This window comes from Citrobacter telavivensis (genome assembly GCF_041807075.1).
Taxonomy (GTDB): Bacteria; Pseudomonadota; Gammaproteobacteria; order Enterobacterales; family Enterobacteriaceae; genus Citrobacter_A; species Citrobacter_A telavivensis.
On sequence record NZ_JBGUBF010000001.1, the window covers coordinates 316,524 to 342,876 of the forward strand.

Consider the following 26,353-nt stretch of genomic DNA (forward strand, 5'->3'; position numbering starts at 1 on the left):
GGCATAGTCCCAGTTCGACACGTTGTCAGCAATCTGAAATCCCTCCGTATCACAGAGGGATTTTTCATATCAGACGCTATCAGAACGACTTTTTAAAGCCAATGGAGGCATTGACTGGCGCTTCCACCTGCGACTTATGCCCACCGTTGTTGAACTGCGTTCCCAGTTCGCCGTACACCTGCAGGTCGCGGTCGATGTTCCAGCTCAGACCCGCTGCCACTTCGGTACTGGAATACTGCTGCGAGGATTCCAGCGTCGTGGTCGCAACCGCATTGCTGAAGTGCGTTTTGTCTTTCGATCCCAGTCCCTGCCACAGGTTGACGCGACCATAAGGCTGAATCTTGCCGTGGCGGGTGTCATAGTCGGCCTTCAGTCGCAGCCCTACGCGAGCGGTAAAGGCATCGGCGGTATCGAGTTTGACTTTCGTCTTCGTCGCACCGCCCAGCGCGCTGTCATCAAAATCGCTGTACTGATAGATCAACTGCGCCTGTGGTTCCAGACTCCACGCGCTTGCCCCTAAACGGAACGCTCTCCCGATTTCCGTCGAGGCGGTCAGCGTGTGGCCCTTCACGGTATGGGAGCCATTGTTTCCGGATGCTGACAGGCGAGCATCATGGTTTCCGTATTGCAGGACGTTATCAATGTACATGCCATTAGTGGAGAACCAGGTGGCATAACCGCCCAGGTAAAACGCGTTGTCGTCAATATTACCGCCTTTACCCGCGCTGCCCGCCTTACTGCCTTTGACGCTGCTGTCGATATCCAGAATGCTGGTGTACACTCCGGCTTTCCAACTGGCATCCGCGTAGAGGTCAACTCCCGCCTGAATCCCCATCGTGTGGCTGGTGGTCTGCGTGCCGGTGACATCGTCCAGTTTGGTTTTACCGGAGTAGCCGATCATTCTCGCCCACGCTCGGTTGTCGTCATCCAGACCCGGTCGCACATCATCCCCCATTCGCTGGTGCAGGTTACCTAACAGGCTCAGGTCACCCTGACGCACCACGCTGGCGAGACCCGAGTAGAGCATGGTTTCCGGACGATAGGCGCTGCGCAGATACCAGTTTTCGCCCTGGCCTTGCGTGTTGCCAGCATACAACTGGTATTCAAACGCACCGGCGGACATACGGTGACTGGCCAGATGGAAACCGTCGCGGGTCGATTGCGCCGTGGTGGTGGCACCGTTCTTCGCCGTCACCACTTCGATCCCGTCACCTACCGTCGGTGCGCCCAATCCGGAACCGTCCACCTTCAGCAGCGTGCTGCCGCTCACCTTACCGCCATCGATCACCAGTCGATCCGCAATGCCCTGACCACTGTTGCTCTGCGCGGCGGCTAATTCAAGCGTCCCGTTTTTGCCGCTGTAATCGCCTTTTACCGTTAACGCGGAGCCAACCGCCGCGCCCGTCAGCGACACGTTGCCGCTGTTGGTTAATCCGGCGACCGTCTGGTCGTACCCTTGCGTTTTCAGCGCGGTGTCGCTTGCCACATAGTGATGAGACGCGGCGCTCAGCGTATTGGCGCCACCGGCTTGCAGAACGCCACTGGCGACAAGCGTTGCCCCTTTGTAGCTATTCGTTCCTTCCAGCGTGGTGGTGCCGCTGCCGGTCTGGTGGAACTGTCCTTCGCCGCTGATGTTGCCGCTCAGGGTGTAGCTGTTGCAGCGTTTCACATTCAGTATGCCGTCAGCGATGATATCGCCCTGTACGCTGCCGATCTCACCGCCGTTACCCAACTGCAACGTTCCCTGCACGACGTGGGTACCGCCGGTGTAGGAGGTGTCCAGCGTGAGCATCAGCGTGCCCTGACCCGTTTTTGTTAACTGACCGCTGCCTTCAACGTCGGTCAACAGCGCGACGTTGAAGCCGTTGGTGTCGAAGGTCCCGCCGCCGGATTCCAGCGTCACCTGACGCGCGGTATTAAACGCATCGCCATATTTCAGCGTGCCGCCATTAAAGGCGATCCCGGTATTGGCAGCGCCGAGGTTTTTATCGCCGGAAACCTGCAGTGTCCCTGCCGTAATGGTCGTGCCGCCGCCGTAAAGGTTATCGCCGGTCAGGATCAGCGTGCCAAGATCGCTCTTATTGACGCCGCCAGTACCGCGGATCTGGCTGTCGATGGTGGCGGTATAGCCTGCGCCATCGACGGTGCCGTCGCCGACGCGAATCAGCGTATTGGCGGTGTCGGTGGTGATGGCATCACCCGCCACGCGATAGCCATCGGTGGCAAACTGCGCGCCGCTGATGATCACATCGCCCAGGCTGTTATCCACGGTGACGTTGCCTGCCTCCCCTAGGAAGACGGCGAAAGCGGCATCGGTGAACGGGGCGTTCAGGGCACCTTCCGGCGTGGATTCATCGGTGGTCCAGTTGTCGTTGCCATGGCTGGATTGCCAGATACCATCGCCGCCGTTGATCACGCCGTTGTTTTTCAGTTCGCCGTTTTCACCGCCGGTGCCGTCCCAGAAACGCAGGGTCAGACCGCCGTGATTCACCAGGTTGACCTGATTTTTCACCGACGTCTGCACGTACAAACTGTCCGCCGCCGCCGGGGCGTTGGCAATGTCCATTACGTTGTTGGTCAGCGCGCCGGAGTAGTTAATGACGCGATAAACACCGACATCGAAACTGCCGCCGGGTGAGGTTGCAATGTTGAGCTTGCCGTCGAGCACCAGATCGCCGTTGACGTTAATCAGGTCGTTGAAGGCGCCGCCTGGGGTGTACGCCTGACCAAACTGATAGTCCAGTTGCGACAGGTCATTCAGGGTCAGCGAACCGGTGGTCAGTTTGCCGACGCTGTTGATCGTGGAACCGGCTGTAATATGGCCGTTATCCGCCACGTTCACCGCGCCGCCAATAATGCCGTTACCGCCGAGCGTCGCACCCGCTTTGACCGTTACGTCACCGGTCGCCGCCGCCTGGTTACCGTTAACCAGCAGTACCCCTTCATCGACCGATGTGGTGCCGGTGTAAGTGTTGTCGCCCGTTAAGGTCAGCGTCCCGTCGCCGATTTTCACCAGGTTGCCGCGGTTACCGCTGATGATGCCGCTGATGGTGTCATCCAGCGCCAGATTGCCGAGGGAGAGGGTTTTATCGCCCAGTTCAACGTTACCCGCGCCGGAAAGCGAACCGATAGCGGTCGCGCTGTCGACGTGGCTGACATCGACGTTGCCGCCGGACTGGTTTTTCACCGTGGTCATTTGTGCCAGCGCGCGACCGGCAAAGGACATCAGCCCGTGGTTGGTCACGGTTGCATTACCGCCGCTGGCATTCTCTTCCAGCGCCAGCGTACTCTGTTCAGAGACGTTAATGGTCGACTGTCCTGCCGTTGCATTGTTTGCGATCAGCGCCTTTGCTTTGCCATTCAGATTCAGCGTCGCACCTGCCGCAGTGACCGTGTCTTTCAGCGTTAACAGGCTGTTGGTAATATCCAGCGTCAGCGATTGCAGGCTGGTTGCTACGCCGCTGATGTTCAGTTTTGCGCCTTTCGTCACGCTCACCGTGCTGCTGGCATTGCTGCCAAATACGCCGGTCTGGCTGGCATTCACCGTGACGTTGTGAGTCTCACCGGTACCTTCAATTAGCGTCGTGCCCTGGTAGCTGTTGGCCCGATCGAGCGACAGCGTGCTGGCCGCATCACGGGTACTACTGGTGACTTTCAGGTTGCCTGCACCGACTATCTCGCCGACAGGGGAGAAGTGATGCGAATTCAGATCGAACACGGCAGCCGCGCCAGAGGTGCCCAGGGTGAGGGTGCGCTGGGTGGTGAAATCTGCGCCCAGCTGTAACGTTGAACCGTTGTTGATGGTGACGCCGGTCCCGGCCTGGCCCAGGTTGTTATCCGCCGAGATTTGCAGCGTACCGCCGTCAATGCGCGTGCCGCTACGATACGTGTTGTCACCGCTCAGGATCAGACGGCCCTGGTCGGTCTTGACCAGCACCAGACTATCCGCACTGTCACCTTCGCGGATCGTTGATTCGATCGTCGCGGTGAAGTTTGCGCCCGCACCGCCAGAACCGACGCGCAGCATCAGCTCATCGCTGCCCGCGGTGGTCGCCCACGCGTTCAGCTCGTCGCCTTTGATGATATAGCCGTCCGCGTCAAACTGTGCGCCGGAGAACTGAACGTTACCCGCACTCCTGTCGACCTCGACCGTGCCGGCGTTGCCGGTAAAGACGGCGAAGGCTTTTTGCGCCCACGGTGCGTTGCCGATTCCGTCCTGTTGCGTCCAGTTGTTATCGCCCTGGCTTCCGATCGCCATCCATTTGCCATCGCCACCGTCGATTTTTCCGTTGCCTTCAATCCCGGTTTTACCGTGGTTTTCACCCGTCTGCGCGCCGTCCCAGAACTGCAGCGTGACGCCGTTGGCATTGACCAGGTTGACCTGTTTATCCAGCACCGTCTGGACAAAAATGTTGCTCTTATCCTGACCCGCCGGGACGTCGCCAAGCTCCAGCGTCTGGTTGTCGAGCGTGCCGCCGTAGTTATAGAGACGGTAGACGCCCGGTCCAAACGTGCCGCCAGCGCTTTGACTGACGTTCAGCGTCCCGTCAAGCAGCAGATTGCCGGCAACATCGACCAGATCGTTTTGTGCGCCGCCAGGCACGAAGGCCTGCCCCAGCTCAAATGCAGAGGTGGTTTTGTTGCCCAGTTGCAGGCTTCCGTTGATCTTCAGCGTACCCGCGCCGCCGTCGCCTGCGCTGAGCGTGGTGGCGTCATTCATCACGACGTCGCCGCCGAGGGTTCCGGTGCCACCCAGTGTTGCAATGCCATTCACGGTTGTCATGCCCGTTGCGGCTGACTGATTACCGTTGACCAACAGCGTGCCGTTGTCGACGGTGGTCTCCCCTTTATAGCGGTTGGCGCCGGTTAAACGCGTAATGCCTTTACCGATTTGTTCCAGCGCGCCGATACCGGAAATCACCCCGTTAAGCAGGACGTTGTTACTGCGGTTAACGGTCAGAATACCGTTATCAACGATCTGCGAAACCGGGTTGATACCGCCCGTCGTGCCTCCCTGACCCAGATGTAATACACCGCCCTGATTGATGGTGGTCGAACCGCTGTAGCTGTTGTCGGTGGTGAAAACCGTCGTGCCGCCCGTTGCGCGGACAAAGTTGCCGCTACCGCTGATAGTCCCCTGATAAATCTGGCTGTCGGCGCCATTGCCCTGGGTATCAAAGATGATATTGCTGGCGTTGCCGCTGGTGGTGATGTTGTAGTTGCCAATGGTTGCGCTGGTATTACTCACGTCCCGATGGTCACCCGTGCGCAGCGTCGCACCGTTGTTAACGGCGAGGGTGCCGTCGGTCAGCGTCAGGCTTTCAACGATACGCATATCTGCCTGCGCGCCCGTCAGCGTTAACGTATTCCAGCCGCTGCCGATGTTGGTTCCCAGGCTGAGGTCATCCACCAGCAGCGAACCGACATTACCCGTGGTATTCGTGAAGGTGAGGGCGTTGCCCGTGCCGGCGAGCGTGGTGATGTGACGCGTGTTCGTCAGCGATACATTACCGATGTTGGCCTTGTTGTTGGTTGTCCCCGCGAAGTTCACCTCTCCGGCAAACGTTCCGCTGTTCCAGATAAAGCGGTCGCTACCGGCACCGGTATTGATGACGCCGCGCGTATTGCCGCCGCTGATGTTGATGGTGTCGTTGCCGTTGCCGGACTGAATCGCGACGGCCTGGTCTGTAGCGGCGAGGATCGTCCCGGTATTGGTGATAGTTTTGCCGTTGTTACCGCTGGCATCCACCACTGGACCGTTCAGGCTGTTGGAGGTGATGTTGCCGCTGTTGGTAAGGGTGGAAACGTCTTTTGCCAGAATCGCCGAACCGCCCGTCGCGTCCCGAACGGTGATATTGGCGCGGGTGGTCAGTCTGCCGTTGGTACGAGCATCGATCCCGTTCCCTGTGGCATCGTCGTTGTCGTTGTGCACCAGTACCGTGTAACCGGTGCCGATAGTCAAATCGCCGGTAGCGTTGTCGCCGTTGTCCTTCATGAAGGCAAAGCCTGAACCAGAGCCGGTGACGTTGAGCATATTGTTGGCGCCATCTTTCACGTTCAGCGCCACGCTGGTGCGGATACCCGGGCCGTTGTTGGCGTTAATCGTGACGTCGTTTAGCGTGATATCCGAGCTTTCGGCATGGTTCTGAATCCCTGCGCCGCTGCCCAATGCGCTGATGGTGACGCCTTTGGCCGTCAGCGATCCGGCCCCCGCTTCAAGACGAATACCGTCCGCCGTGCCGTTGGTCGTAATGGTATCGGCTAATCCACCGGCTCCCGCAGCCATATTCAGCGTTGCGCCATTGGTCAGCAGCACGCCAGCAGTGCCGTCATCGACCTCTATTGCACCCAGCTTTTTGATTTGTGCGTCTTTACCGGAGGCGCGAACGCCAATCCCGTTGCTGACGTGCAATACCTGGGAGGCGTTGTTGCTCAACCGTCCCCCTTCCTGCACGTCGACGCCGATACTGTTTTTACTGGCGAGATCGATAACCGCGTCCTGTTGCAGAACGATATTGCCCAGATTTTTCGCCACATAGGCGATGACGTTCAGCCCATCCACGGCGGATCGAATGGTGGCACTGGTGTTGAGAACGGTCTCGACGGGGGCGTTCTGTTTGCTACCGTTCAACTGATGCGCCTGCCCATCGACAATCCCGGCGGTGGTGTTTGAGCCGGTCAGTTCGATAAGGGTCTTATCGCTGATGGTCCCTGCTGCGCCCCCTTCCAGCAGCAGGGCAGCAGCCCCGTTACCGCTAACGGTGAACGTCGCTTCACCCGTATCTACGGTGCTGCCTGTACCGGTTGCATAAACGCCAATGGATTTTTCACCGGTTAAGGTCATCTTGAGTGTAGACGACTGATTATTCTCCGGATTGATCGTATCGCCGGCAAAGTTTGCACCGTTAGCAATGCGGAACAGCGTCGTGCGCGCCTGGCCGTTGTCATTCATATCGGCTTTGCCGATATTGGCGGTCGCCCCGTTGCCGTACAGGTAGTAGCCAATTTGATCGCTATTTTTGAACAACGGACTGCTGGTGCTGTTAATGTTTGCCACCGCATTATCGCGGACGTGAACGCCAATATTGCCGATGGCTTCCAGCGTGATCGTGGAAAACACATCGACGACAGCCTGAGAAGTCGTACTCCCCTCAGCCCAGATAGCATAGTTACGGTTCGACGTGCCGCCGTCGCCTGCCACCGTGATTGTTCCCGTATCGCTGGACGTGACATGTGCGTTCATCGAGCTGGCGGTCAGATGGATACCGATGTTGTTGTGGCCATTGACGTCAATCTCGCCGTCGTTGCGGATCTGCTGGCCGTTTTCGCTGCCGCTGTCGCGTACCGAAATACCGAAGTTCGGGCTGGTGCCGGACGACGAGTCACCATTGAGGGTGATTTTACCCGTGTTGATCACGTTCCCGGTGGCGTTGCCGACCAGGATCCCGGCGGCGTTACGTACCCCTTTTCCAAGGGTGATCGTTCCGTCATTGGTGACATCGCCTGAGCTTCTGGTCAGGATCCCGGCGCTGGGACTTGCGCCGCCTGCCATATTGACATCCTGCGAGAGGTCACTGGCCTTACGCCCAAGATAAATGGTGGCACCAGGCGCGTTTGCGAAGGTGGCATTACCAGACACTTCAACGCCGTAAGCCGTCCCCTTACCGAAAGCGTCGCCGTTACTCCGTCCCTCCACGACGTTAATCTCACCCTTGTTGGTCCCATGGGTTTCACCGGATAACTGCATGCCGATAGCGAGCGTCAGAGAACTGTTGGGTTTATCCGTAGACCACGGATCGGCTGCCGCTGCAGTCCCGTAGTTGTTGGTCGTAATCGCCTGGTTAATCGTCCCTTCGTTTACCACGGTGCTGTTTCCCAGCCCCTGCATGCCGTAGGCGCCGTAACTGTTTACGTTCTGATTACCATCTTTATCGATAAACAATCCGGAATTGATCGTGCCACGGTTCGTGGCGCTGGCGTCACTGGCCAGCATGCCAATCGCCAGCCCCTGCCCGGTAGAGGTCCGCAGAACGTTCAGTGCACCCTCATTGAAGATAGAACCACCGTCATCGGCCTTCATTGCCCCATTGATACTGCCATCGACAGCCAGAATTGCTCCCGGGGCCAATGTGCCGGTGGTGTTTTGTCCATTGGCGTAGATAGCATGCAGTTCCCCTGTGCCCGCCGTGGTGTTGTTGGTGTGTGCCAGCCCGTCAGTCCAGACATCGTAATCCCAGGTTAACAGGTCGGCATTGGTGCTGGAGGTCAGCAGTTGATTGATGAGACTGGCGTAGTAAGTCTGTGCGTCAGAAACTTTACTGATTGCGCCAGAATCCAGCCACAGCTGGATCTGGCTGATATTTTGCCCGTCGGGTGTTTTGGCGCTCTCACTGCCAGCGCCAATCAGCCAGTTGTTGAAATTCGCCAGATCCGCCGTGTTTTTAATGGAAAAGGTGCGGTTACCTGTTTCAACGACCTTGCCTTCTTCATCGTAGCCGTAGGTCATTAAGGTAATGTCTTCGCCAAACACGGTGGTTTGTTTTGAGCCGGCGTAGGTTTTGGTCGGTACGACCGGTGCCGCACCAAACTGGATGTAGTTATCGGATTGCCAGTTGACCTTGCTGTTTGGTTCCTGTGCTTTGAGCAGAGAAGAGTCTTTTGCCAGCAGACGGATATCATTTTCTCTTACTTTCAGTGTGTTATCACCAATGTTGAGATTGGCGGTTGCGCCATTTTTGGCAAGGGCAAAGCCAAACTGCTTATAGATTTGCGACACATTGGCATCAAACGTGTTGAGCACCGCATCACCAATCTGCGAGACGCTAATGAAACTTGCCAGGCTTGCGGTATCAAACACCTTCAGGGTTGAGGTTTTTTCTGGATCGGCCGGGTCAATCACCTGAAATTCCACGCTTTGCTGTGGGGTAGACGACTGTGTATGACTGAGGTATTCCGCCAGTTCCTCAATGGTGGTGATTGATTTTTGCTCGTTGGTGAGGCTGGTGGCGGTGAGCGTAATTTTGCCGCTTTCCAGCAGATCCCGGATGGTGGACGACTCTACAATGCCGGTCTGTCCGTAGGCGATGTTGGGGATCGCGCCGGTAACATTCAGTTCGCTGCCGCCGGTGTGGTTTTCATATAAAAAACCGTAGTTGAAGACGTCCTGATGGACGCCGGCGGAGATGCCATCCTGGTAATCCACGGCGATATCGCGAGTACCATCAGTCACGATCGGCGCAGCGACGGCTGTGAGCGAAACGCCAGCGAATAAACCGGCAACGATCTGCAGTCCGGTTTTACGTGAGCGACTTTTTTTCTTCCCCTTTGATAATTCGGAGGCGACAACCCAAAGCCCGAGTGCCGCATTCCATATAATATTGTAAACCTTATTCATAATAACCTCGTCTGCATTTCTGTTTTTTTGTTGGTTGGTGCGCTGCGCTTGTGGTTAGGGTTGGCTCACGATGAGTGCTGCCTGGGTTGTCAAATTTTGGGAAAAGGAGACCCTTCCGCAGGGCGGAATAATTCTTAGTGATTGAACGCGCCTTAAATAATCGTCATTCGTCCGTGTCTTATTTCCTCGGTTGATGGTTAACGATAATGGAAAAGCCTGTATTTCAGATGGGTGTTGCTGTGCCCCAGTTTTTTGGCAATATTGCTTTTATAAGTACCGATTGTTTTTTCGCTTTTATGTGCAATATTGGCGATTCTGGTCAGCGACCAGCCCCGGGAATACATCATCATGACGTTAAATTCATTAATGCTCATGGCATTGTCCAGCGGACGGCTCACGCTCGTGTTCTTGCTGCTAATGAGGTGAATCACCCGGCGGTGCAGTGCGTCAAGGCTCAACCCGTGATCGAGAAAATGCATCTGCATGCCGCAAATAGCCTGGAACACCGCAAAGGTTTCGGCATCCGTCAGCACGAAAAGCATCAATGATGAACGCGAGGAGAGACGGCGAATGATGCTGGCGTATTTCAGAATATCTGTCCGTTCGGGATGAATGATGAGGTAATCATTATTCTGGGCCGAAGGAATAGAGGAGGGCGGTAAGTGGGTTGCGTAATACTGCATGCCATAATAGATTGATGTCCCGCGCAGGATATTTTTCATGCCAAGCCAGGTGTAATAATTGTCACCGAAGAAAATAGCTTTTGACATAAAATTCTCCTTGAATTGGCTATAGCATCCTGCCCCTCTTTACATTAAAGGAAAGGGTTTATTCCCTTGTCCGGGAATTAGTTCAAATTCACATTTTTTTATTGGGATTATTCTCAATTGAAATATTACGCTTTGTTAAAATTTAAGATAAATCGTTTATTTCGACTTCGGGAGAATGATTGATAGTTTTCACTTATTGATTGATGTAAACAGGAGGAGAAATAATGAGGAATATGCGGGGTTGTCTTAAAAAATAACGGAAACAAAAGAGGAGGGAAGGTGCGCTGTCAGGTGAGGTGGGATAAGCGTGACGATCCAGAGTATCGTGCGTTAAGAATATTCCTGGTTAATGTTGCAATGGAGAAGTTAAGGTGAGTGGTAACGGTTGAGAATTTGACATTGATTGGTTTATTATTCTGGTAAATCACTTTTAATGTGAAATTAAATTTCTAAATTATCATGATTGTCATGATTAAATTTTGTTTTTGATTATTTGTGCTGAGCAGGCAGGCCTTAACCCGCCAACAGATCCTGCTCAACGTGTTTGACCTGATTCTCCAGCGTGTCGCGCAGCTCAGCCAGTGCACGCTCCTGCTCCGAAAAGTATGCCTCTTTATCGCGAAGCGATGTCGCCAGACGCCAGGCATTTTCCGCTTCCAGCTCGGCTATCTCTTTCAGCAGCGCGTCAATCTGGATCCGCAACTGTTGGATTTTCTGCCGCAGATGGTCGAGATTGTTCAGCCGATCGCTGGCCATCATCGGCTCAAGACCGCTTTGTAGCTGGGTGAGCAGGGCACGAATGGCCGCCAGATCGGCGTTTTGTCGTGCCAGATTAAGCTGCACCATCATCTGATGCGCTTTTTCTTTCAATTCGTCGGCGACAACGTCCGGATGACACAGACGGCTGGCCTGACGCCACAGGCGCTTAAGTTCATTGCGCTCGTCTGCGGAAAGACGTTGATCGCGTGCGAAGCGGTGCTGGGCATCCTGCTGCTGTTCCTGATATTCCTCATATTCATGCGCCGCTTCTTCCTGCGCCTGCCGCGTGTCACTGTCGTCCTGGCGGGAAAAATCGGCTTCCAGTTCACGGATCTCGGCGAGCAGATCGGTAATCAGCTCCGTTTGCTGCTGGATGCGCTGTCGAATGTCGACCGCAGAGCGAGAGGTCGAGTCCATGCCCATCCACTGCTGCTTGAGCTGTGCTAACCGATCGATTGCCAGCGAGATGTACTGCTGACAGGAGAGGTAATCTTTCTCGCGGCGTCTGCGCTCCGCTTCTTGTCGGCGCAGGGCGCTGGCCGCGAGCTGTTTACGCAGCTCCAGAATACGGCTCATTAACGGCCCGAGGCGCAAATGATACTGGTCGTTGAATTCATCCAGAATCTGAATACGGGTATTGCGGGTGTCGATCAGCTCGCGCAACTGACTTTCCAGCGCTTTAAGCTCCAGTTTGCTGGCAGCAATCGCCGGATCCTGCCAGCTGGTTATTGCGCGCTGATTTTGCAACCAGGTGGCAATTTCACGCATTGCATCACTGAATCGGCGCGTCTCGATAGCCTGGGCAATTGCCGTTATTACGGGATCGCCAGATTCCCGCTGCAGATGCACAAGCTGCTGCTGGATTATCTCTTCATCCTCAAGTTCGATGGCGCTTTTAATGATTTCGAGTCGTTTGATGATTTTATTCATGACACCGTTGCCTGGCGTGACCGACACATGAATGACAATATTTAGGTTAAGTCATTCGTTTGAAAAATATAAAAAAAGTGCAAATCGCATTCTGTGGCCTGCGGGGCCTGTTCGTCCAGAATAATTCGCAGAAATTATCGTTCATCTACCATTTTCGTTTGAGCTCTCACAATTCGAACCTCTGTTTCATTAAGGGTATTTTTTGTGCGAAATACGCTTGCTTCGAAAAAGAGAATAAGTATAGTTCTCATTCTCTTTATTGTTTAATGCGTATCTTTTTTTGGTAAGGAACCCAGGAATGAAAAAAAACATAACCGCCCTGGCAGTGCTGATCGCGGCGGCATTAAGCGGTTGCGCGGCCACAACGCCCGCCACCACGGCGACAAATACCGTTGAAAAAGTGGAGACGCCAGCAGTGGCGACCGATACGTTAAAACGCGCTCTGGCGGATGGCCTGTATGAGATGGCGTTAAATCCAGCCGGGGACGCGCTGTATGTCGCCAGTGCCGAAGGTTTTAAAGATGTTCAGGGCGGGGTGGTCTATAAACTGGATGCCAAAACGCTGAAAACAATCGGGCGCAGCCATACGGATCTGAAAAACTTTGGCATGGCCATTTCACCAGACGGCAAAACGGTGTACGTCACCAACTCGCTGGACGGTGGCCTGAGCGCGTTGAATACCGCGGACGGCAAAGTCAAAAATCGCGTCCTGTTCCCGGAGCGGAACCCGGAAGGTTTCCCGTATGGCGCACGTCAGGTGCTGCTGCATAACGGTCTGCTGTATATCGGCGCGGTCGCTGATCCCGCAGTGATCTGGGTGGTCGATGCTGAAACGCTGAAGCTGAAAACACGCATCAAAAACACCGGTAAATGGATGACCGGTCTGCACTACTCCGAAACGACTCAGCGCATCTACGCCGCGAATGGCGGTGGCGAGATTCTGGTCATCAACCCGCGTAACCAGCGCGTTGAAAAACGCTGGAAGCCGCTGGGCGACAAACCGGCGCTGCTGTTGAATATGGCGGAAGATCCGCAAACCGGGCGTCTGTTCGTGACCGACAATTCCAAAGCGAAAACCACGCTGGTGCTCGATATCCACACCGGCAAGGTGCTGAAACAACTGGAAGTGGGTGACTCGCTATCCGTTAAATTCAACGCCAAACGCCACGAGATTTACATCACCCAGCGTGATTCCGGGAAACTGCTTAGCCTCAACGCGGCCGATTACAGCGTGAAGAAAAGCTGGGATCTGCCGCCGAATCCAAACAGCCTGCTGCTCTCAGCTGATGGTCAGACGCTGCATGTCACTGTGAAACAGAAATTTAATAAAGATCACTCAACCGATGCGCCGGACAGCGTCGTACGTATTGAGCTGAATAAATAATAAAAACCAGCCGGGGGACGCCTGTCGCTCCCCGGCACATTGACTCCTTTTGATGGCATTCATATGAACAACACTAAAACAATTCTGGCGCTGACGATTGGCGCGATCTCTGGCACGGCCTGGGCGGCGGACACCGCGAAAAAAGCGGAAGAGACCATCGTGGTCCAGGCTACAACCAATAATGATTTCAAACCGGGTGGCGACACGCTGCTACCCGCGTTTCTCGATGGGCAGGTTGCCAACGGCGGTAGGCTGGGGATGCTAGGCCAACAGAGCGCGATGGATGTGCCCTTCAACGTCATCAGCTACACCTCTAAACTGGTTGAAGATCAGCAGGCAAAAACCATCGCCGATGTCGTAGCAAACGATGCGGGCGTGCAGTATGTCCAGGGCTACGGCAACAGCGCGGAAACTTTCCGTATCCGCGGCCTGAAGTTTGATGGCGATGACATGACCTTTGGCGGCCTTTCCGGCATCTTACCGCGTCAGGTGGTGGATGCGCAGATGGTGGATCGCATCGAAATCTTCAAAGGGGCAAACGCCCTGATGAACGGTGCTGCAAGCTCCGCCGTCGGTGGGATGATCAACCTTGAACCGAAACATGCAGGCGATATCCCGCAGGCCAAAGTAGGCGTGGATTACACCTCAGATTCACAGATTGGCACCACGCTGGATGCCGGTCGTCGCTTTGGCGACAACGACCAGTTTGGCGCGCGGGTGAATCTGGTCCACCGTGAAGGCGAAACCCGAATTCAGGACGATCGCCGCCGTACTACGCTGCTCTCCACCGGTCTGGACTACAAAGGCGATAACTTCCGCACCTCGCTGGACGTGGGTTATCAGAAGAAAACCTTCCACGGCAGCCCAACCAGCGTCAACATTTCTGCGGTCGATTTCATCCCGACGCCGCCGAAAAATGACCGCAACTTCTCGCAGAAGTGGGCGTACAGCGATATCGAAAACGAGTTCGGTATGTGGCGTAGTGAATACGACATCACCGACAACTGGACCGCCTATACCGGTCTTGGCGCTCAGCACGCGCACGAGGAAGGTCTCTACAGCGCGCCGAAACTGCTGGATAAGAGCGGTACGGCCACTGCCAGCCGTCTTGATACTAACCGTATCAGCGACACGGTGAGCGGCATGGCGGGGATTCGCGGCAACTTCGATACTGGCTTTGTCTCGCACAAAGTGAACGTCGGCTACTCGGCGCAAAGCAAAAACGAAAAAATCGCGTGGAAGATGTCCAAAGCGGCGGATAACCCGTATACCAACATCTACCATAACAGCGGCGTTGATGCGCCAGCCAGTACCAACTCAAACGGCAAGGGTGGCAACTATAGCGATCCACTGACCAGCGGACGTACCCGCACTCAGGGCTGGTTGCTAAGTGATACGCTGGGCGTGCTGGATGACACACTGCTGTTTACCGTCGGGGCACGCCATCAGAAAGTGGTCATCCGGGGTTATGACAAAGTCACCGGCGCGGAAAATGCCGCCGACGGTTTCGACGGTAGCCGCTGGATGCCTACTTACGGTGTCGTCTACAAACCGTGGGAGGAGATCGCTTTCTACGCCAACCACACGGAAGCGCTGCAGCCGGGTAAAACGGCGCCCAACACCGCAACCAACTATGGCCAGAGCACCGGTATCGTCCATTCTAAACAAAATGAAGTGGGCGTGAAGGCGGACTTCGGGCGCGTAGGCGGCTCGCTGGCGCTGTTTGAGATCAAGATGCCTTCGGCGATCCTTGACAGTGAAACCAAACATTATGGTCTGGATGCTGAACAGCGTAACCGTGGCGTTGAGCTGAATGTCTTCGGCGAACCAATGCTGGGAATGCGTCTGAACGCCAGCGCCACCTGGCTGCAGGCGGAGATGACCAAAACCAACAATGGCCTGAATCAGGGCAACGATGTTATCGGCGTGCCGAACTTTTACGCCGTGCTGGGCGCCGAGTATGACATCAAACCGATTGAGGGGCTGACCGCCACGGCTCGCGTGAACCACTCTGGTTCTCAGTATGCAGACCTGGCCAATACCAAAAAGCTCGACAGCTTCACCACTCTGGATCTGGGCATGCGTTATCGCTTCGCGCTTAACCAGAACCAAAATCAGATGACCGTTCGCGCGGGCATCGACAACGTCACCAACGAAAACTACTGGGCCAGTGTTGATGATTCCGGCACGTACGTCACCCAGGGCGAACCGCGCACCGTTAAAGTGTCCGTTGGTTACGAGTTCTGAGTTCCACCTCGTTATCAGGGGCAAGGATGCCCCATCCATTCCCACGCCTTTAACTTGCTACCTCCAGCATGAAGTGTTAAAACGTGCCCCTTCTAAAAAAGAGACAGGGGTAGGACGTGAGAGACGCGTCATCCGCTTCAGGCAACGGTCGTTCTGAAGCGTCGTCGGAACAGACTCCGACGCTGCAACGTGGTTTGCAAAATCGACATATCCAGTTAATCGCCCTCGGCGGCGCAATTGGTACCGGGCTGTTTTTGGGTATCGGTCCGGCGATTCAGATGGCGGGTCCGGCAGTACTGCTGGGTTATGGCATCGCCGGGGTTATTGCCTTTCTGATCATGCGCCAGCTCGGCGAAATGGTCGTCGAAGAGCCGGTATCGGGCTCTTTCGCTCACTTTGCCTATAAATACTGGGGGCCGTTTGCGGGCTTCCTGTCAGGCTGGAACTACTGGGTGATGTTTGTGCTGGTCGGGATGGCTGAACTGACGGCCGCCGGTATCTATATGCAGTACTGGTTACCCGACGTTCCCACCTGGGTCTGGGCCGCGGCCTTCTTTATTATCATTAACGCCGTCAATCTGGTGAACGTCCGTCTGTACGGCGAAACTGAATTCTGGTTTGCGCTCATTAAAGTACTGGCGATTATCGGCATGATCGGCTTTGGCCTGTGGCTGCTGTTCTCGGGTCACGGCGGCGAGCGGGCGACCATCGACAACCTGTGGCAGCACGGCGGTTTTCTGGCGACGGGCTGGAAGGGGCTGATTCTGTCGCTGGCGGTAATTATGTTCTCTTTTGGCGGGCTGGAGCTTATCGGGATCACTGCGGCAGAAGCCCGCGATCCGCATAAAAGCATCCCCAAAGCCGTCAATCAGGTGGTGTACCGTATTTTGCTGTTTTACATCGGTTCGCTGGTGGTTCTGCTGGCGCTCTATCCGTGGGTGGAAGTGAAATCCGACAGTAGCCCGTTTGTGATGATTTTCCACGATCTGAACAGCAACGTGGTGGCTTCAGCACTGAACTTCGTGATTCTGGTGGCATCTCTGTCTGTTTATAACAGTGGCGTTTATTCCAACAGTCGTATGCTGTTTGGTCTGTCAGTTCAGGGCAATGCCCCGAAGTTTCTGACCCGCGTCAGCCGTCGTGGCGTGCCGGTGAACTCACTGCTGCTCTCGGGCGCTATCACTTCGCTGGTGGTGCTGATTAACTACCTGCTGCCGAAAGAGGCTTTTGGCCTGCTGATGGCGCTGGTGGTGGCAACGCTGCTGCTGAACTGGATCATGATCTGTCTGGCGCATCTTCGTTTTCGTGCTGCGATGCGTCGCAAAGGGCGCGACACCCAGTTCAAGGCGTTGCTCTACCCGGCGGGGAACTACATCTGCATTGCCTTCCTGGCGATGATCCTCGTGCTGATGTGCACTATCGACGACATGCGTCTGTCAGCCATGCTGCTGCCGGTGTGGGTCATCTTCCTGTTTGTGGCGTTTAAGCTCTCCCGCAAAAAGTAACCCTGTAGATGCCCGGTGGCGCTTTGCTTGCCGGGCAGACAAAACGGTTACCCGCCACCACCGCTCTCCACCTTTATCGTGACCCTTCTCTCAATTCTGTTTCGATCCACAGGATCTTTATTTTGTAATCGATTACTTTTCACCTGATGACAATTTGTAATCGATTACTTTTTAAAAGGCGAGGCTCAAAATGGTGTCAACAACGGAAAGTAGTGGAAAGGCGATAGGGCAGCACCGGCTGCTGGTACCCCGACTGTCGCTGATGATGTTCTTACAGTTTTTTATCTGGGGAAGCTGGTCAGTGACGCTTGGTCTGGTCATGACGCAGCACGACATGTCTTTGCTGATTGGCGATGCGTTTTCCGCAGGGCCGATCGCCTCTATTCTTTCACCGTTTGTGCTCGGTATGCTGGTGGATCGCTTCTTTGCCTCGCAAAAGGTGATGGCGGTGATGCATCTGGCCGGGGCGGTGATTCTGTGGTTTGTGCCGGGGGCATTGATTGCCCAAAACGGTGCGCTGCTGATTGGTCTGCTGTTCGGCTATACGCTGTGCTATATGCCAACGCTGGCGCTGACCAATAACATTGCGTTTCACAGCCTGACGAATGTCGATAAAACCTTCCCGGTGGTGCGCGTGTTCGGCACGATTGGCTGGATCGTGGCGGGGATTTTTATCGGCGTCACCGGCGTGGCGTCCAGCATTACCATCTTCCAGGTGGCGGCGGTCAGTTCCGTGATATTGGCGTTGTATAGTCTGACGCTGCCGCATACGCCAGCCCCTGCGAAGGGACTGCCGGTACAGGTGCGCGATCTGTTCTGCGCCGATGCGTTTGCGCTGCTCAAAACGCGCCACTTCTTTATCTTTTCGCTTTGCGCGATGTTGATCTCGGTACCGCTCGGCACCTATTACGCTTACACCGCCTCTTATCTGGCGGATGCCGGTATTGCGGATGTTAGCACCGCCATGTCGTTCGGGCAGATGTCAGAAATCGTCTTCATGTTGGTGATCCCGCTGCTGTTCCGCCGTCTGGGCGTGAAATACATGCTGCTGATCGGCATGCTGGCGTGGTTCGTTCGCTATGCGTTTTTTGCGCTTGGCGTGAGTGAAGAGGGGCGTTTCCTGCTGTATCTCGGCATTCTGCTGCACGGCGTGTGCTATGACTTTTTCTTTGTTGTCGGCTTTATCTACACCGACCGCGTGGCGGGTGAAAAGGTAAAAGGCCAGGCGCAGAGCATGATCGTAATGTTCACCTACGGTATTGGGATGCTGCTGGGATCGCAGATCTCCGGCGCGCTGTATAACCGGTTGGTTGCCGGACAAACCGTGCCGCAGGCATGGGTGACATTCTGGTGGATCCCGGCGGTGGCGGCCGCGGTGATTGCCCTGATTTTCCTGTTCTCGTTCAGGTATGACGATGACAAGGCGTAATTTTCTGGAGGTGGTATGAGGACGATTAAAGGGCCGGGTATTTTTCTGTCGCAGTTTATCGGGGAGCAAGCGCCGTTTAACTCGCTGGAGGGGCTGGCAGGTTGGGCGGCCGGCAAGGGCTATAAAGCGGTGCAGATCCCCTGCCATCAGCCGCAGATTTTCGATCTGGCAAAGGCGGCGCAGAGTCAGGCCTATTGCGACGACATAAACGGTAAACTGGCGGAGCACGGTCTGGTCATCAGCGAGCTATCGACCCATCTGGAAGGGCAACTGATAGCGGTAAACCCGGTTTACAGCGACGCCTTCGACCACTTTGCGCCAGCGGCGGTGCGTGGTAATGATGTGGCACGTCGGGCGTGGGCCGCGAAGACGCTGAAACAGGCGGCGGCCGCATCGGCAAAGCTGGGACTCCGCGCGCATGCTACGTTTTCCGGTTCGCTGGCCTGGCCGTTTTTCTACCCGTGGCCGCCACACAATGAAGCGCGTTTTCAGGACGCATTCAGCGAACTGGCAAACCGCTGGCGACCGGTTCTGGATACCTTCGATGCGCACGGGGTGGACGTCTGTTTTGAGCTGCATCCTGGTGAGGATTTGCACGATGGCGTCACGTTCGAACGTTTCTTGCATCTTCTGGACAACCATCCGCGCTGCAACATTCTTTATGATCCCAGCCATATGCTGTTGCAACAGATGGATTACCTGGCCTTTATCGACATCTACCATTCGCGTATCAAAGCGTTTCACGTGAAGGATGCGGAGTTCCGGGCGAACGGGCGCAGTGGGGTATACGGCGGCTATCAGTCGTGGATCAACCGGGCAGGGCGCTTTCGCTCGCTGGGGGATGGGCAGATCGACTTCAAGGGTATTTTCAGCAAGCTGACGCAGTATGACTTTGACGGCTGGGCGGTGCTGGAGTGGGAGTGTTGCCTGAAAGACAGTGATACCGGGGCCAGCGAAGGCAGCGAATTTATCCGCCGCCATATCATTCCGGTCTCCGGACGGGCGTTTGATGATTTTGCCGCCGGGGGTGCCAATGATTAACGTCGGCATTATTGGCAGCGGATTTATCGGTCCAGCGCATATCGACGCGCTGCGCCGACTCGGGTTTGTGCAGGTGGTAGCGCTGTGCGACGGCAGTCTTTCCCAGGCCCAGGAAAAAGCACTGGCGCTGAACGTGCCGTATGCCTACGGCAGCGTTGAGGAACTGCTTGCGCATCCGAATCTGCAGGTGGTGCATAACTGCACGCCAAACCATCTGCATGCGCAGATCAACCGGCAGATAGTGCAGGCAGGCAAGCATGTCTTCTCTGAAAAGCCATTGTGCATGACGCCAGAAGAGGCGCGCGAGCTGGTGGCGCTGGCGGAAGAGGCTGGCGTGGTACATGGCGTCAGCTTTGTCTATCGCCAGTTTGCCATGGTGCGTCAGGCGGCCAGCATGATGCACGCAGGAAGCATCGGGCGACTGTTTGCTACTCATGGCAGCTATCTGCAGGACTGGATGTTGCTGGAAACCGACTACAACTGGCGCGTGGACGCCGCACTCGGCGGGGCGTCGCGCGCGGTGGCGGACATTGGTTCCCACTGGTGCGACACGGTGCAGTTTGTTACCGGACGACGCATCACGGAGGTGATGGCCGATCTCGCGATTGTCTGGCCGACGCGCAAGGAGAACATCGCGGGTAACCAGACCTTTGCTCACGACCCGAACGCCCGGTATGAAGATAAACCGGTGAACACGGAAGATTTCGGCTCGGTGCTGTTCCGCTTTGACGATGGCAGCAAGGGCAGTTTTCGCGTCTCACAGGTGAGCGCCGGGCGTAAAAATCGCCTGACGTTTGAAATCAACGGCAGCGAGCGGTCCGTGGCGTGGGATCAGGAGGTACCGCAGCAGTTGTGGGTGGGGCATCGCGCGCAGGCGAATCAGATCCTGACCGATGATCCTGCACTGATGAACCGTGATGTCGCCGACAGCGCCCATTTCCCCGGTGGGCATATTGAAGGCTGGCCTGATGCCTTCAAAAATATGATGGCGCAGTTCTACCGGGCCGTTCAGGCAGGCGAAATGGCGAAAACGCCGCAGTTTGCCACCTTCCACGACGGTGCGAATGTGATGTATATCATTGATGCGATAGTGAAAAGCCATCAGCAGCAGCGCTGGGTGCGCATTGAGCGATGACGCGTTGCCCGGTTCGCCGGGCAACAAATTTATGATAGCCTGCATAAAACGCTAACCGCAGGATGTGTCGTCGTTATGTCTATTCAGAAAATCGCTCAGTTGGCCGGGGTTTCGGTGGCGACGGTGTCGCGCGTGTTGAACAACAGCGACAGTGTGAAAGCGAAAAACCGTGAGCGGGTTTTGCAGGCAATCAAGGAGAGTAACTACCAGCCCAATCTGCTGGCACGTCAACTTCGCACCGCGCGTAGCCATATGATTCTGGTGATGGTGTCCAACATCGCCAACCCGTTCTGCGCGGAGGTGGTCAAGGGCATTGAAGCGGAGGCCGAGAAAAACGGCTACCGTATCCTGTTGTGCAATTCAGGTTCTGATATCGATCGTTCCCGCTCAGGGTTAAGCCTGCTATCGGGTAAAATCGTCGACGGTATTATCACCATGGACGCCTTCTCCCGGCTGCCGGAACTTGCCGAGCTAATCGGTAACGCTGCCTGGGTTCAGTGTGCGGAGTATGCCGATGCAGGGAGCGTTTCCTGTGTCGGGATCAACGATGTGGACGCGTCGCAGTATGTGGTGAGTCAGCTCGCCGACAGCGGGCGTACGCGGATTGCCTTGATTAATCACGACTTAAGCTACAAATATGCCCGTCTGCGCGAGCGCGGTTATAAGAGCGTGATTCATCTGCGCGAGCTGGACTATCAGGCGGTGGAATATGCCAGCGACCTCAGCTCAGCGGCCGGAATGGCGGCGATGCAAAAGCTGCTGAAGGAGAACCCACCGGATGCGGTGTTTGCCGTTTCCGATACGCTGGCGGCAGGGGCGTTGCGCGCTATTGAGCAGGCGGGACTCCGTGTACCGCAGGATATCGCCGTGGTTGGGTTTGACGGCACTGAACTGTCTGAGATGGTGTCGCTTACCACTATTGAACAGCCGTCGCGGGAGATTGGCCGCAAAGCGGTCACCTTACTGCTCAACAAAATTGATAATCCGGATGCGCCAACGGAAAGGGTCATGATGGACTGGCGCTTTATTTCGCGCGCCAGTACCTGATCTATTGGGTGAAGGCTCCCGCCAGCGAGCGAATATCATTGCCGGTGGGCGACTGGTGAATACGTAAGCCGAACTCTTCCACCACCGCAAAAATATGGTCGAAAATATCGGCTTGAATACTTTCATATTCCAGCCAGACGACGGTATTGGTAAAGGCGTAAATTTCGATGGGCAGACCGTGATCGTCCGGCGCCAGTTGACGCACCATTAAGGTCATATCTTGACGAATGCGCGGATGGTTGCGCAGATATTCGTTGAGGTAGGCGCGGAAAGTCCCGATATTGGTCATCCGGCGATGGTTTAATACCGATTCTGGCGCATCCAGTTGTTGATTCCATTCGTCGATTTCCTGATGGCGCGTATCCAGATAAGGCTTCAGCAGACGCGCTTTATACAGTCGCTGCTTTTCATCATCATCCAGAAAATGAATGCTGGTGGCGTCAATACTGATGCTACGTTTAATACGCCGACCGCCGGAGGCCGACATGCCGCTCCAGTTTTTAAAGGAATCCGAAACCAGTGACCAGGTGGGAATGGTGGTGATGGTGTTGTCCCAGTTGCGGACTTTCACCGTTGTCAGACCAATATCAATCACCGCGCCGTCAGCGCCGTATTTCGGCATCTCCAGCCAGTCACCCAGTTTCAGCATGTCGTTGGCGGAAAGCTGAATACCAGCAACCAGCCCAAGAATCGGGTCTTTAAATACTAACATCAGCACGGCCGCCATCGCGCCCAGACCGCTAATCAGAATCGCCGGGGACTGACCCATTAACAGCGAGATCACCAGAATGCCAACGATAATCGCGCTAATCAGTTTAATACCCTGAAATATGCCTTTGAGCGGAAGCTGAGAGGCTGCTGGGAATTTTTGCACCAGATTTAAGATGACATCCAGTAATGAAAACAGCGACAGCAGGGCATACATCATGATCCACAATTGCGCGCAGGTGGTCAGAATTTCTGCCGCTTCACTGCCTTTTTGCAACCATAGCGCCGCCTGAATATTGACGATAATCCCCTGCAGCGTAAACGCCAGACGATGGAATAACTTGTTCTGGGTAATTATTTGTAGCCACAGACGGGAACTGGCGATGGCACGTTTTTCGAATGTGCGCAGTACCACCCAGTGCAAAATAATATGCACAATGACGGCGGTGAGAAAAATAATACCGAAAATCACCACCAGCGAGGTGGTGTGATTCATTTCAATACCCGCTAAATCTTCAACCTGGGTAATTAATTCCTGCATAATTTCTCCTTTATAAAACAGCGGTCAATGATGACCGCTGAGGGGAAATTATGCAAATGCAGGGCGCGGGGTGAATTACACCTCTGTCAGCGTGGTTTCCAGCGGCAGGCGAGATTTTGGCAGCGAGGCGTTGAAATCTTCGACGCTGTGATGACCCACAGGAACCACGACCACACTGGTGAAGCCTTTTTCTTTCAGGCCAAATTCCGCATCGAGTATGGCGGCGTCGAACCCTTCGATCGGTACTGCGTCCAGACCCAGTGCGCCAACGCCTAACAGGAAGTTACCGACGTTCAGATAAACCTGTTTTGCCATCCAGTGCGCGTCATCTTTCAGGTCCTTACGGTGCATGTCGGCAAAGAATGTCCGACCTTTGTGGTTGGCGGCTTTCGCTTCGGCAGAGGCAAAACGACCATCGGCCTCTTCCTGATCGACCACACGCTCCAGCCACGCATCGTCCATCGCCGTTTTGGCGCAGAACACCACAACGTGCGAGGCATCGAGCATTTTACGCTCGTTGAAGACATAGTTACCGGCGGCAGATTTTGCCACGCGCGCTTTGCCTTCCTCGGTGCTGGCAACGATAAAGTGCCACGGCTGAGAGTTAGTGCTGGACGGGCTGAACTGCAGCAGCGTTTTGATTTTTTCTGCTTCTTCAGCGGTCAGTTTTTTACTAGGGTCGAATGCCTTGGTGGAGTGACGCTTTAAGGCCACTGAAATGATATCCATAACTACTCCCGGTTGGTTTTAATACCCGCAGGGTACAAGGTTCTCTGGAAGATGATAAGAGAGAAAATGCGAAAACAGTTATCGGCTTTCGCGACCAATCAGGCAGGGCGGATCCGTTTTTGGTCGCGTTTGGCCAGGCCATCGACCACTAAATTCCACGAATCATTAACCAGTTCGTCCAGTAATGACTCACTGATGTCATCGCCGGGGGCGACGGAAATCCAGTGCTTTTTGTTCATATGGTAACCGGGGGTAATGCTGGGGTAAATTTGCTGATTTAGCAGCGATTTCTCCGGATCGGCTTTCAGATTAATCACCGCGCGGCGGTTAAATTCGGTCACGATCATAAAGATCTTGCCGCCGACTTTAAACACGTCGTACTCCGGACCGAACGGCCAGCAGTGTTCGGTAAACGGAAACGCCAGCGCCAGACGGCGCGCGCATTCGTACAGCGTTTTTTCATCCATTATGCTTCCTCACGGGTGAGGGCGCGCCACATCGCTTCAAAGCCCAGGGAGATAAATTCGCTGGCGCGAGCCGGTTCGCGAGCGGCAAATTCCATTGTCGTTTCTGCCAGCGTTAAAAATAGCGCATCGCCGAAGGCGCGATAATCATCGGACATAAAGACCGGCAGCACCGAACGGTGGCAGAGATCGCGTAGCTCAGGAAACAGATCGTCGGCTTTCTGTTCCGTCTCTTTGGTGATTTTTTCGCTGACCGCTAACTGGCGAATGGCGCGATGCCCCAGCGTATGGTTGAGACCCCAACTGATATAGTTGCTCCAGATGTAAAAGGTCAGCACTTTGGTATCCGTCAGTGAACGATCGAGGTTCTCGATCAGCGACTGGCAAAGACCTTGTTTAAGATGAAGATAAAGTTCGTTGATTAACTCGTCTTTTGTCGCGAAATAGCGAAACAACGTTCCTTCTGCCACGCCTGCGTTGCGGGCTATCACAGCGGTCGATGCCGCGATCCCGGATTGCGCAATGGCCGTGGTTGCAGCCTCCAGTAATGCCTGTTTTTTGTCTTCACTCTTCGGACGAGCCACTACACTTTACCCTTAAGATTGTTTAAAAAGATGATTGAAACACGGCCTTTGCAGCGCCGCAACGGTGAATGTCAAAGATTGAAAATCATCTTGACGCGAAACTTCCGATTTCTATAATGAGTGCTTACTCACTCATAATCAAGAGTCAGCCGCGCAAACCATCGGACAGGGGCGCGTTTTACAGGTCAGGATATGAAGCCTCTCTCCGTGTGTGTGGTCGTTATTATGCTCATTGCCAGTGCAGCAACGTTACCGTTTGTCCTTAATGCGGGCTTCGGCCAGGCGCCACAGGGCGCTCAGCTTAGTCAGGTAGAGCAATCTGCGAACTACCGTGATGGGCAATTTCATAATCAGGTGCCAACGCCGGGCTATACCGGAAACAAAAGTATGCTCGCAGCATGGTGGGAGTTTCTGGTCGCGAAGCGTGAAAATGCGCGGCCAGCCCGGCCATTACCCCTGGTTGCCACCGATCTCGCCAGCCTGCCGGTTGAGCAGAATACCCTGATCTGGCTGGGACACTCCTCGTGGTATCTGCAACTGGGCGGCAAACGTATTCTGATTGACCCGGTTTTCAGCAGCTATGCCGCACCGTTTTCGTTTCTCAACAAAGCGTTCGCCGGGGAGTATCCGTGGACGGCGCAGGCGATGCCGGAGATCGACCTGCTGATCATTTCTCACGATCACTATGACCATCTGGATTACGCCACCATCACCGCGTTAATGCCGAAGGTGAAGCGCGTGCTCACGCCACTGGGCGTTGGCTCGCATCTGCGTTACTGGGGAATGAATGGCGACATTATTGAAGAACGTGACTGGAATCAGTCTGTCAGGGTCGACGATTCACTGATGATTCACGTGCTGCCCGCGCGGCATTTCTCCGGGCGCGGTATCAAGCGCAATCAGACGCTGTGGGCCAGTTTTCTGTTCGAAACGCCGGAACAGAAAATTTATTACAGCGGCGACTCGGGCTATGGGCCGCATTTCAGGGCAATTGGCGAACAGTTTGGCGGCATCGATCTCGCCATCATGGAGAACGGCCAATACGACCAGGACTGGAAGTACATTCACATGATGCCGGAAGAGACCGCGCAGGCCGCTCTGGATTTGCGGGCAAAAGCGATTTTACCCGGTCATGCCGGACGCTTTGTGCTGGCAAAGCATAGCTGGGATGACCCTTACAAACGACTGGCACTGGCCAGTCGAAATAAAGCGTACCGTCTGCTTACCCCGATGCAGGGTGAACCGGTGAAGCTGGACGATTCAGCGCAACGGTTCACAACATGGTGGGAAAAGGCAACACATTTGCAGGAGAGGAGTTCCGAATGACCATTTCTGCTCAGGTTATCGACAGCATTGTCGAGTGGATTGATGATAATTTGAATCAGCCGCTGCGTATTGACGAGATCGCACGGCATGCGGGCTACTCCAAGTGGCACTTGCAGCGTCTGTTTTTGCAGTACAAAGGGGAGAGTCTGGGGCGCTACATTCGCGAGCGTAAACTGCTGCTGGCGGCGCGGGATCTGCGCGAATCCGACGCAAAAGTGTATGACATTTGTCTGCGCTACGGGTTTGACTCCCAGCAGACCTTTACCCGTATTTTTACCCGCACGTTTAACCAGCCGCCGGGTGCCTACCGCAAAGAAAACCACAGTCGGGCGCACTGATCCTTTCCTGGTAGCGAGAGCT

The 26,353-nt window shown here is 55.1% G+C and carries 16 protein-coding genes; 9 read left to right on the forward strand and 7 right to left on the reverse strand.

Going from position 1 to position 26,353, the window contains the following annotated elements:
- Nucleotides 1-79: 79 nt before the first annotated feature.
- The 3 genes from ACERJC_RS01470 to ACERJC_RS01480 form a co-directional block, all read right to left on the reverse strand.
- Nucleotides 80-9,394 (reverse strand): autotransporter outer membrane beta-barrel domain-containing protein, encoded by a 9,315-nt coding sequence (locus ACERJC_RS01470; RefSeq protein WP_373670872.1) that lies wholly within the window; start codon nt 9,392-9,394, stop codon nt 80-82.
- Between the two features lie 197 nt (nt 9,395-9,591).
- Nucleotides 9,592-10,164, reverse strand: a complete 573-nt coding sequence (locus ACERJC_RS01475; RefSeq protein ID WP_373670873.1) for a helix-turn-helix transcriptional regulator — start codon at nt 10,162-10,164, stop codon at nt 9,592-9,594.
- Between the two features lie 513 nt (nt 10,165-10,677).
- The gene (locus ACERJC_RS01480) at nt 10,678-11,853 is read right to left on the reverse strand and encodes a coiled-coil domain-containing protein (RefSeq protein WP_373670874.1); all 1,176 of its coding nucleotides are present in this window, start codon (nt 11,851-11,853) and stop codon (nt 10,678-10,680) included.
- Between the two features lie 298 nt (nt 11,854-12,151).
- On the opposite strand from ACERJC_RS01480, the gene ACERJC_RS01485 reads away from it, so the two are divergent.
- From ACERJC_RS01485 to ACERJC_RS01515, 7 genes are all read left to right on the forward strand, one after another.
- The gene (locus tag ACERJC_RS01485; RefSeq protein ID WP_373670875.1) at nt 12,152-13,237 is read left to right on the forward strand and encodes a YncE family protein; all 1,086 of its coding nucleotides are present in this window, start codon (nt 12,152-12,154) and stop codon (nt 13,235-13,237) included.
- 63 nt (nt 13,238-13,300) lie between these two features.
- On the forward strand, nt 13,301-15,484 hold the full coding sequence (locus tag ACERJC_RS01490; protein ID WP_373670876.1) for a TonB-dependent receptor: 2,184 nt from the start codon (nt 13,301-13,303) through the stop codon (nt 15,482-15,484).
- A 116-nt stretch (nt 15,485-15,600) separates the two neighbouring features.
- On the forward strand, nt 15,601-16,989 hold the full coding sequence (pheP, locus tag ACERJC_RS01495) for a phenylalanine transporter (RefSeq protein WP_152405567.1): 1,389 nt from the start codon (nt 15,601-15,603) through the stop codon (nt 16,987-16,989).
- A gap of 190 nt (nt 16,990-17,179) precedes the next feature.
- On the forward strand, nt 17,180-18,418 hold the full coding sequence (locus ACERJC_RS01500) for an MFS transporter (protein ID WP_286632635.1): 1,239 nt from the start codon (nt 17,180-17,182) through the stop codon (nt 18,416-18,418).
- Nucleotides 18,419-18,433: 15 nt separating this feature from the next.
- Complete coding sequence (locus ACERJC_RS01505) at nt 18,434-19,459, forward strand: sugar phosphate isomerase/epimerase family protein (protein ID WP_373670877.1); 1,026 nt, start codon at nt 18,434-18,436, stop codon at nt 19,457-19,459.
- A complete protein-coding gene (locus tag ACERJC_RS01510; RefSeq protein WP_373670878.1) occupies nt 19,452-20,594 on the forward strand; it encodes a Gfo/Idh/MocA family protein in 1,143 nt (380 codons plus the stop codon). The genes ACERJC_RS01505 and ACERJC_RS01510 overlap by 8 nt, the downstream gene beginning before the upstream one ends.
- Before the next feature lie 75 nt (nt 20,595-20,669).
- A complete protein-coding gene (locus ACERJC_RS01515; RefSeq protein WP_152405563.1) occupies nt 20,670-21,641 on the forward strand; it encodes a LacI family DNA-binding transcriptional regulator in 972 nt (323 codons plus the stop codon).
- A 1-nt stretch (nt 21,642) separates the two neighbouring features.
- On the opposite strand, the gene ACERJC_RS01520 is transcribed toward ACERJC_RS01515, so the two are convergent.
- The 4 genes from ACERJC_RS01520 to ACERJC_RS01535 all read right to left on the reverse strand — a co-directional run bounded on the left by ACERJC_RS01520 (nt 21,643) and on the right by ACERJC_RS01535 (nt 24,667).
- Complete coding sequence (locus ACERJC_RS01520; RefSeq protein ID WP_373670879.1) at nt 21,643-22,890, reverse strand: mechanosensitive ion channel family protein; 1,248 nt, start codon at nt 22,888-22,890, stop codon at nt 21,643-21,645.
- 75 nt (nt 22,891-22,965) lie between these two features.
- Nucleotides 22,966-23,619, reverse strand: a complete 654-nt coding sequence (gene nfsB, locus ACERJC_RS01525; protein ID WP_178825905.1) for an oxygen-insensitive NAD(P)H nitroreductase — start codon at nt 23,617-23,619, stop codon at nt 22,966-22,968.
- Nucleotides 23,620-23,717: 98 nt separating this feature from the next.
- Nucleotides 23,718-24,086 carry an MmcQ/YjbR family DNA-binding protein gene (locus tag ACERJC_RS01530; RefSeq protein ID WP_152405560.1) on the reverse strand — a complete coding sequence of 123 codons (369 nt, stop codon included), beginning with the start codon at nt 24,084-24,086 and terminating at the stop codon, nt 23,718-23,720.
- A complete protein-coding gene (locus tag ACERJC_RS01535) occupies nt 24,086-24,667 on the reverse strand; it encodes a TetR/AcrR family transcriptional regulator (protein ID WP_152405559.1) in 582 nt (193 codons plus the stop codon). Before ACERJC_RS01535 ends, ACERJC_RS01530 begins: the two co-directional genes overlap by 1 nt.
- Before the next feature lie 192 nt (nt 24,668-24,859).
- On the opposite strand from ACERJC_RS01535, the gene ACERJC_RS01540 reads away from it, so the two are divergent.
- Nucleotides 24,860-25,993 carry an MBL fold metallo-hydrolase gene (locus ACERJC_RS01540; RefSeq protein ID WP_178825909.1) on the forward strand — a complete coding sequence of 378 codons (1,134 nt, stop codon included), beginning with the start codon at nt 24,860-24,862 and terminating at the stop codon, nt 25,991-25,993.
- Nucleotides 25,990-26,331 carry a RamA family antibiotic efflux transcriptional regulator gene (locus tag ACERJC_RS01545; RefSeq protein ID WP_195295611.1) on the forward strand — a complete coding sequence of 114 codons (342 nt, stop codon included), beginning with the start codon at nt 25,990-25,992 and terminating at the stop codon, nt 26,329-26,331. The genes ACERJC_RS01540 and ACERJC_RS01545 overlap by 4 nt, the downstream gene beginning before the upstream one ends.
- Nucleotides 26,332-26,353: the final 22 nt, after the last annotated feature.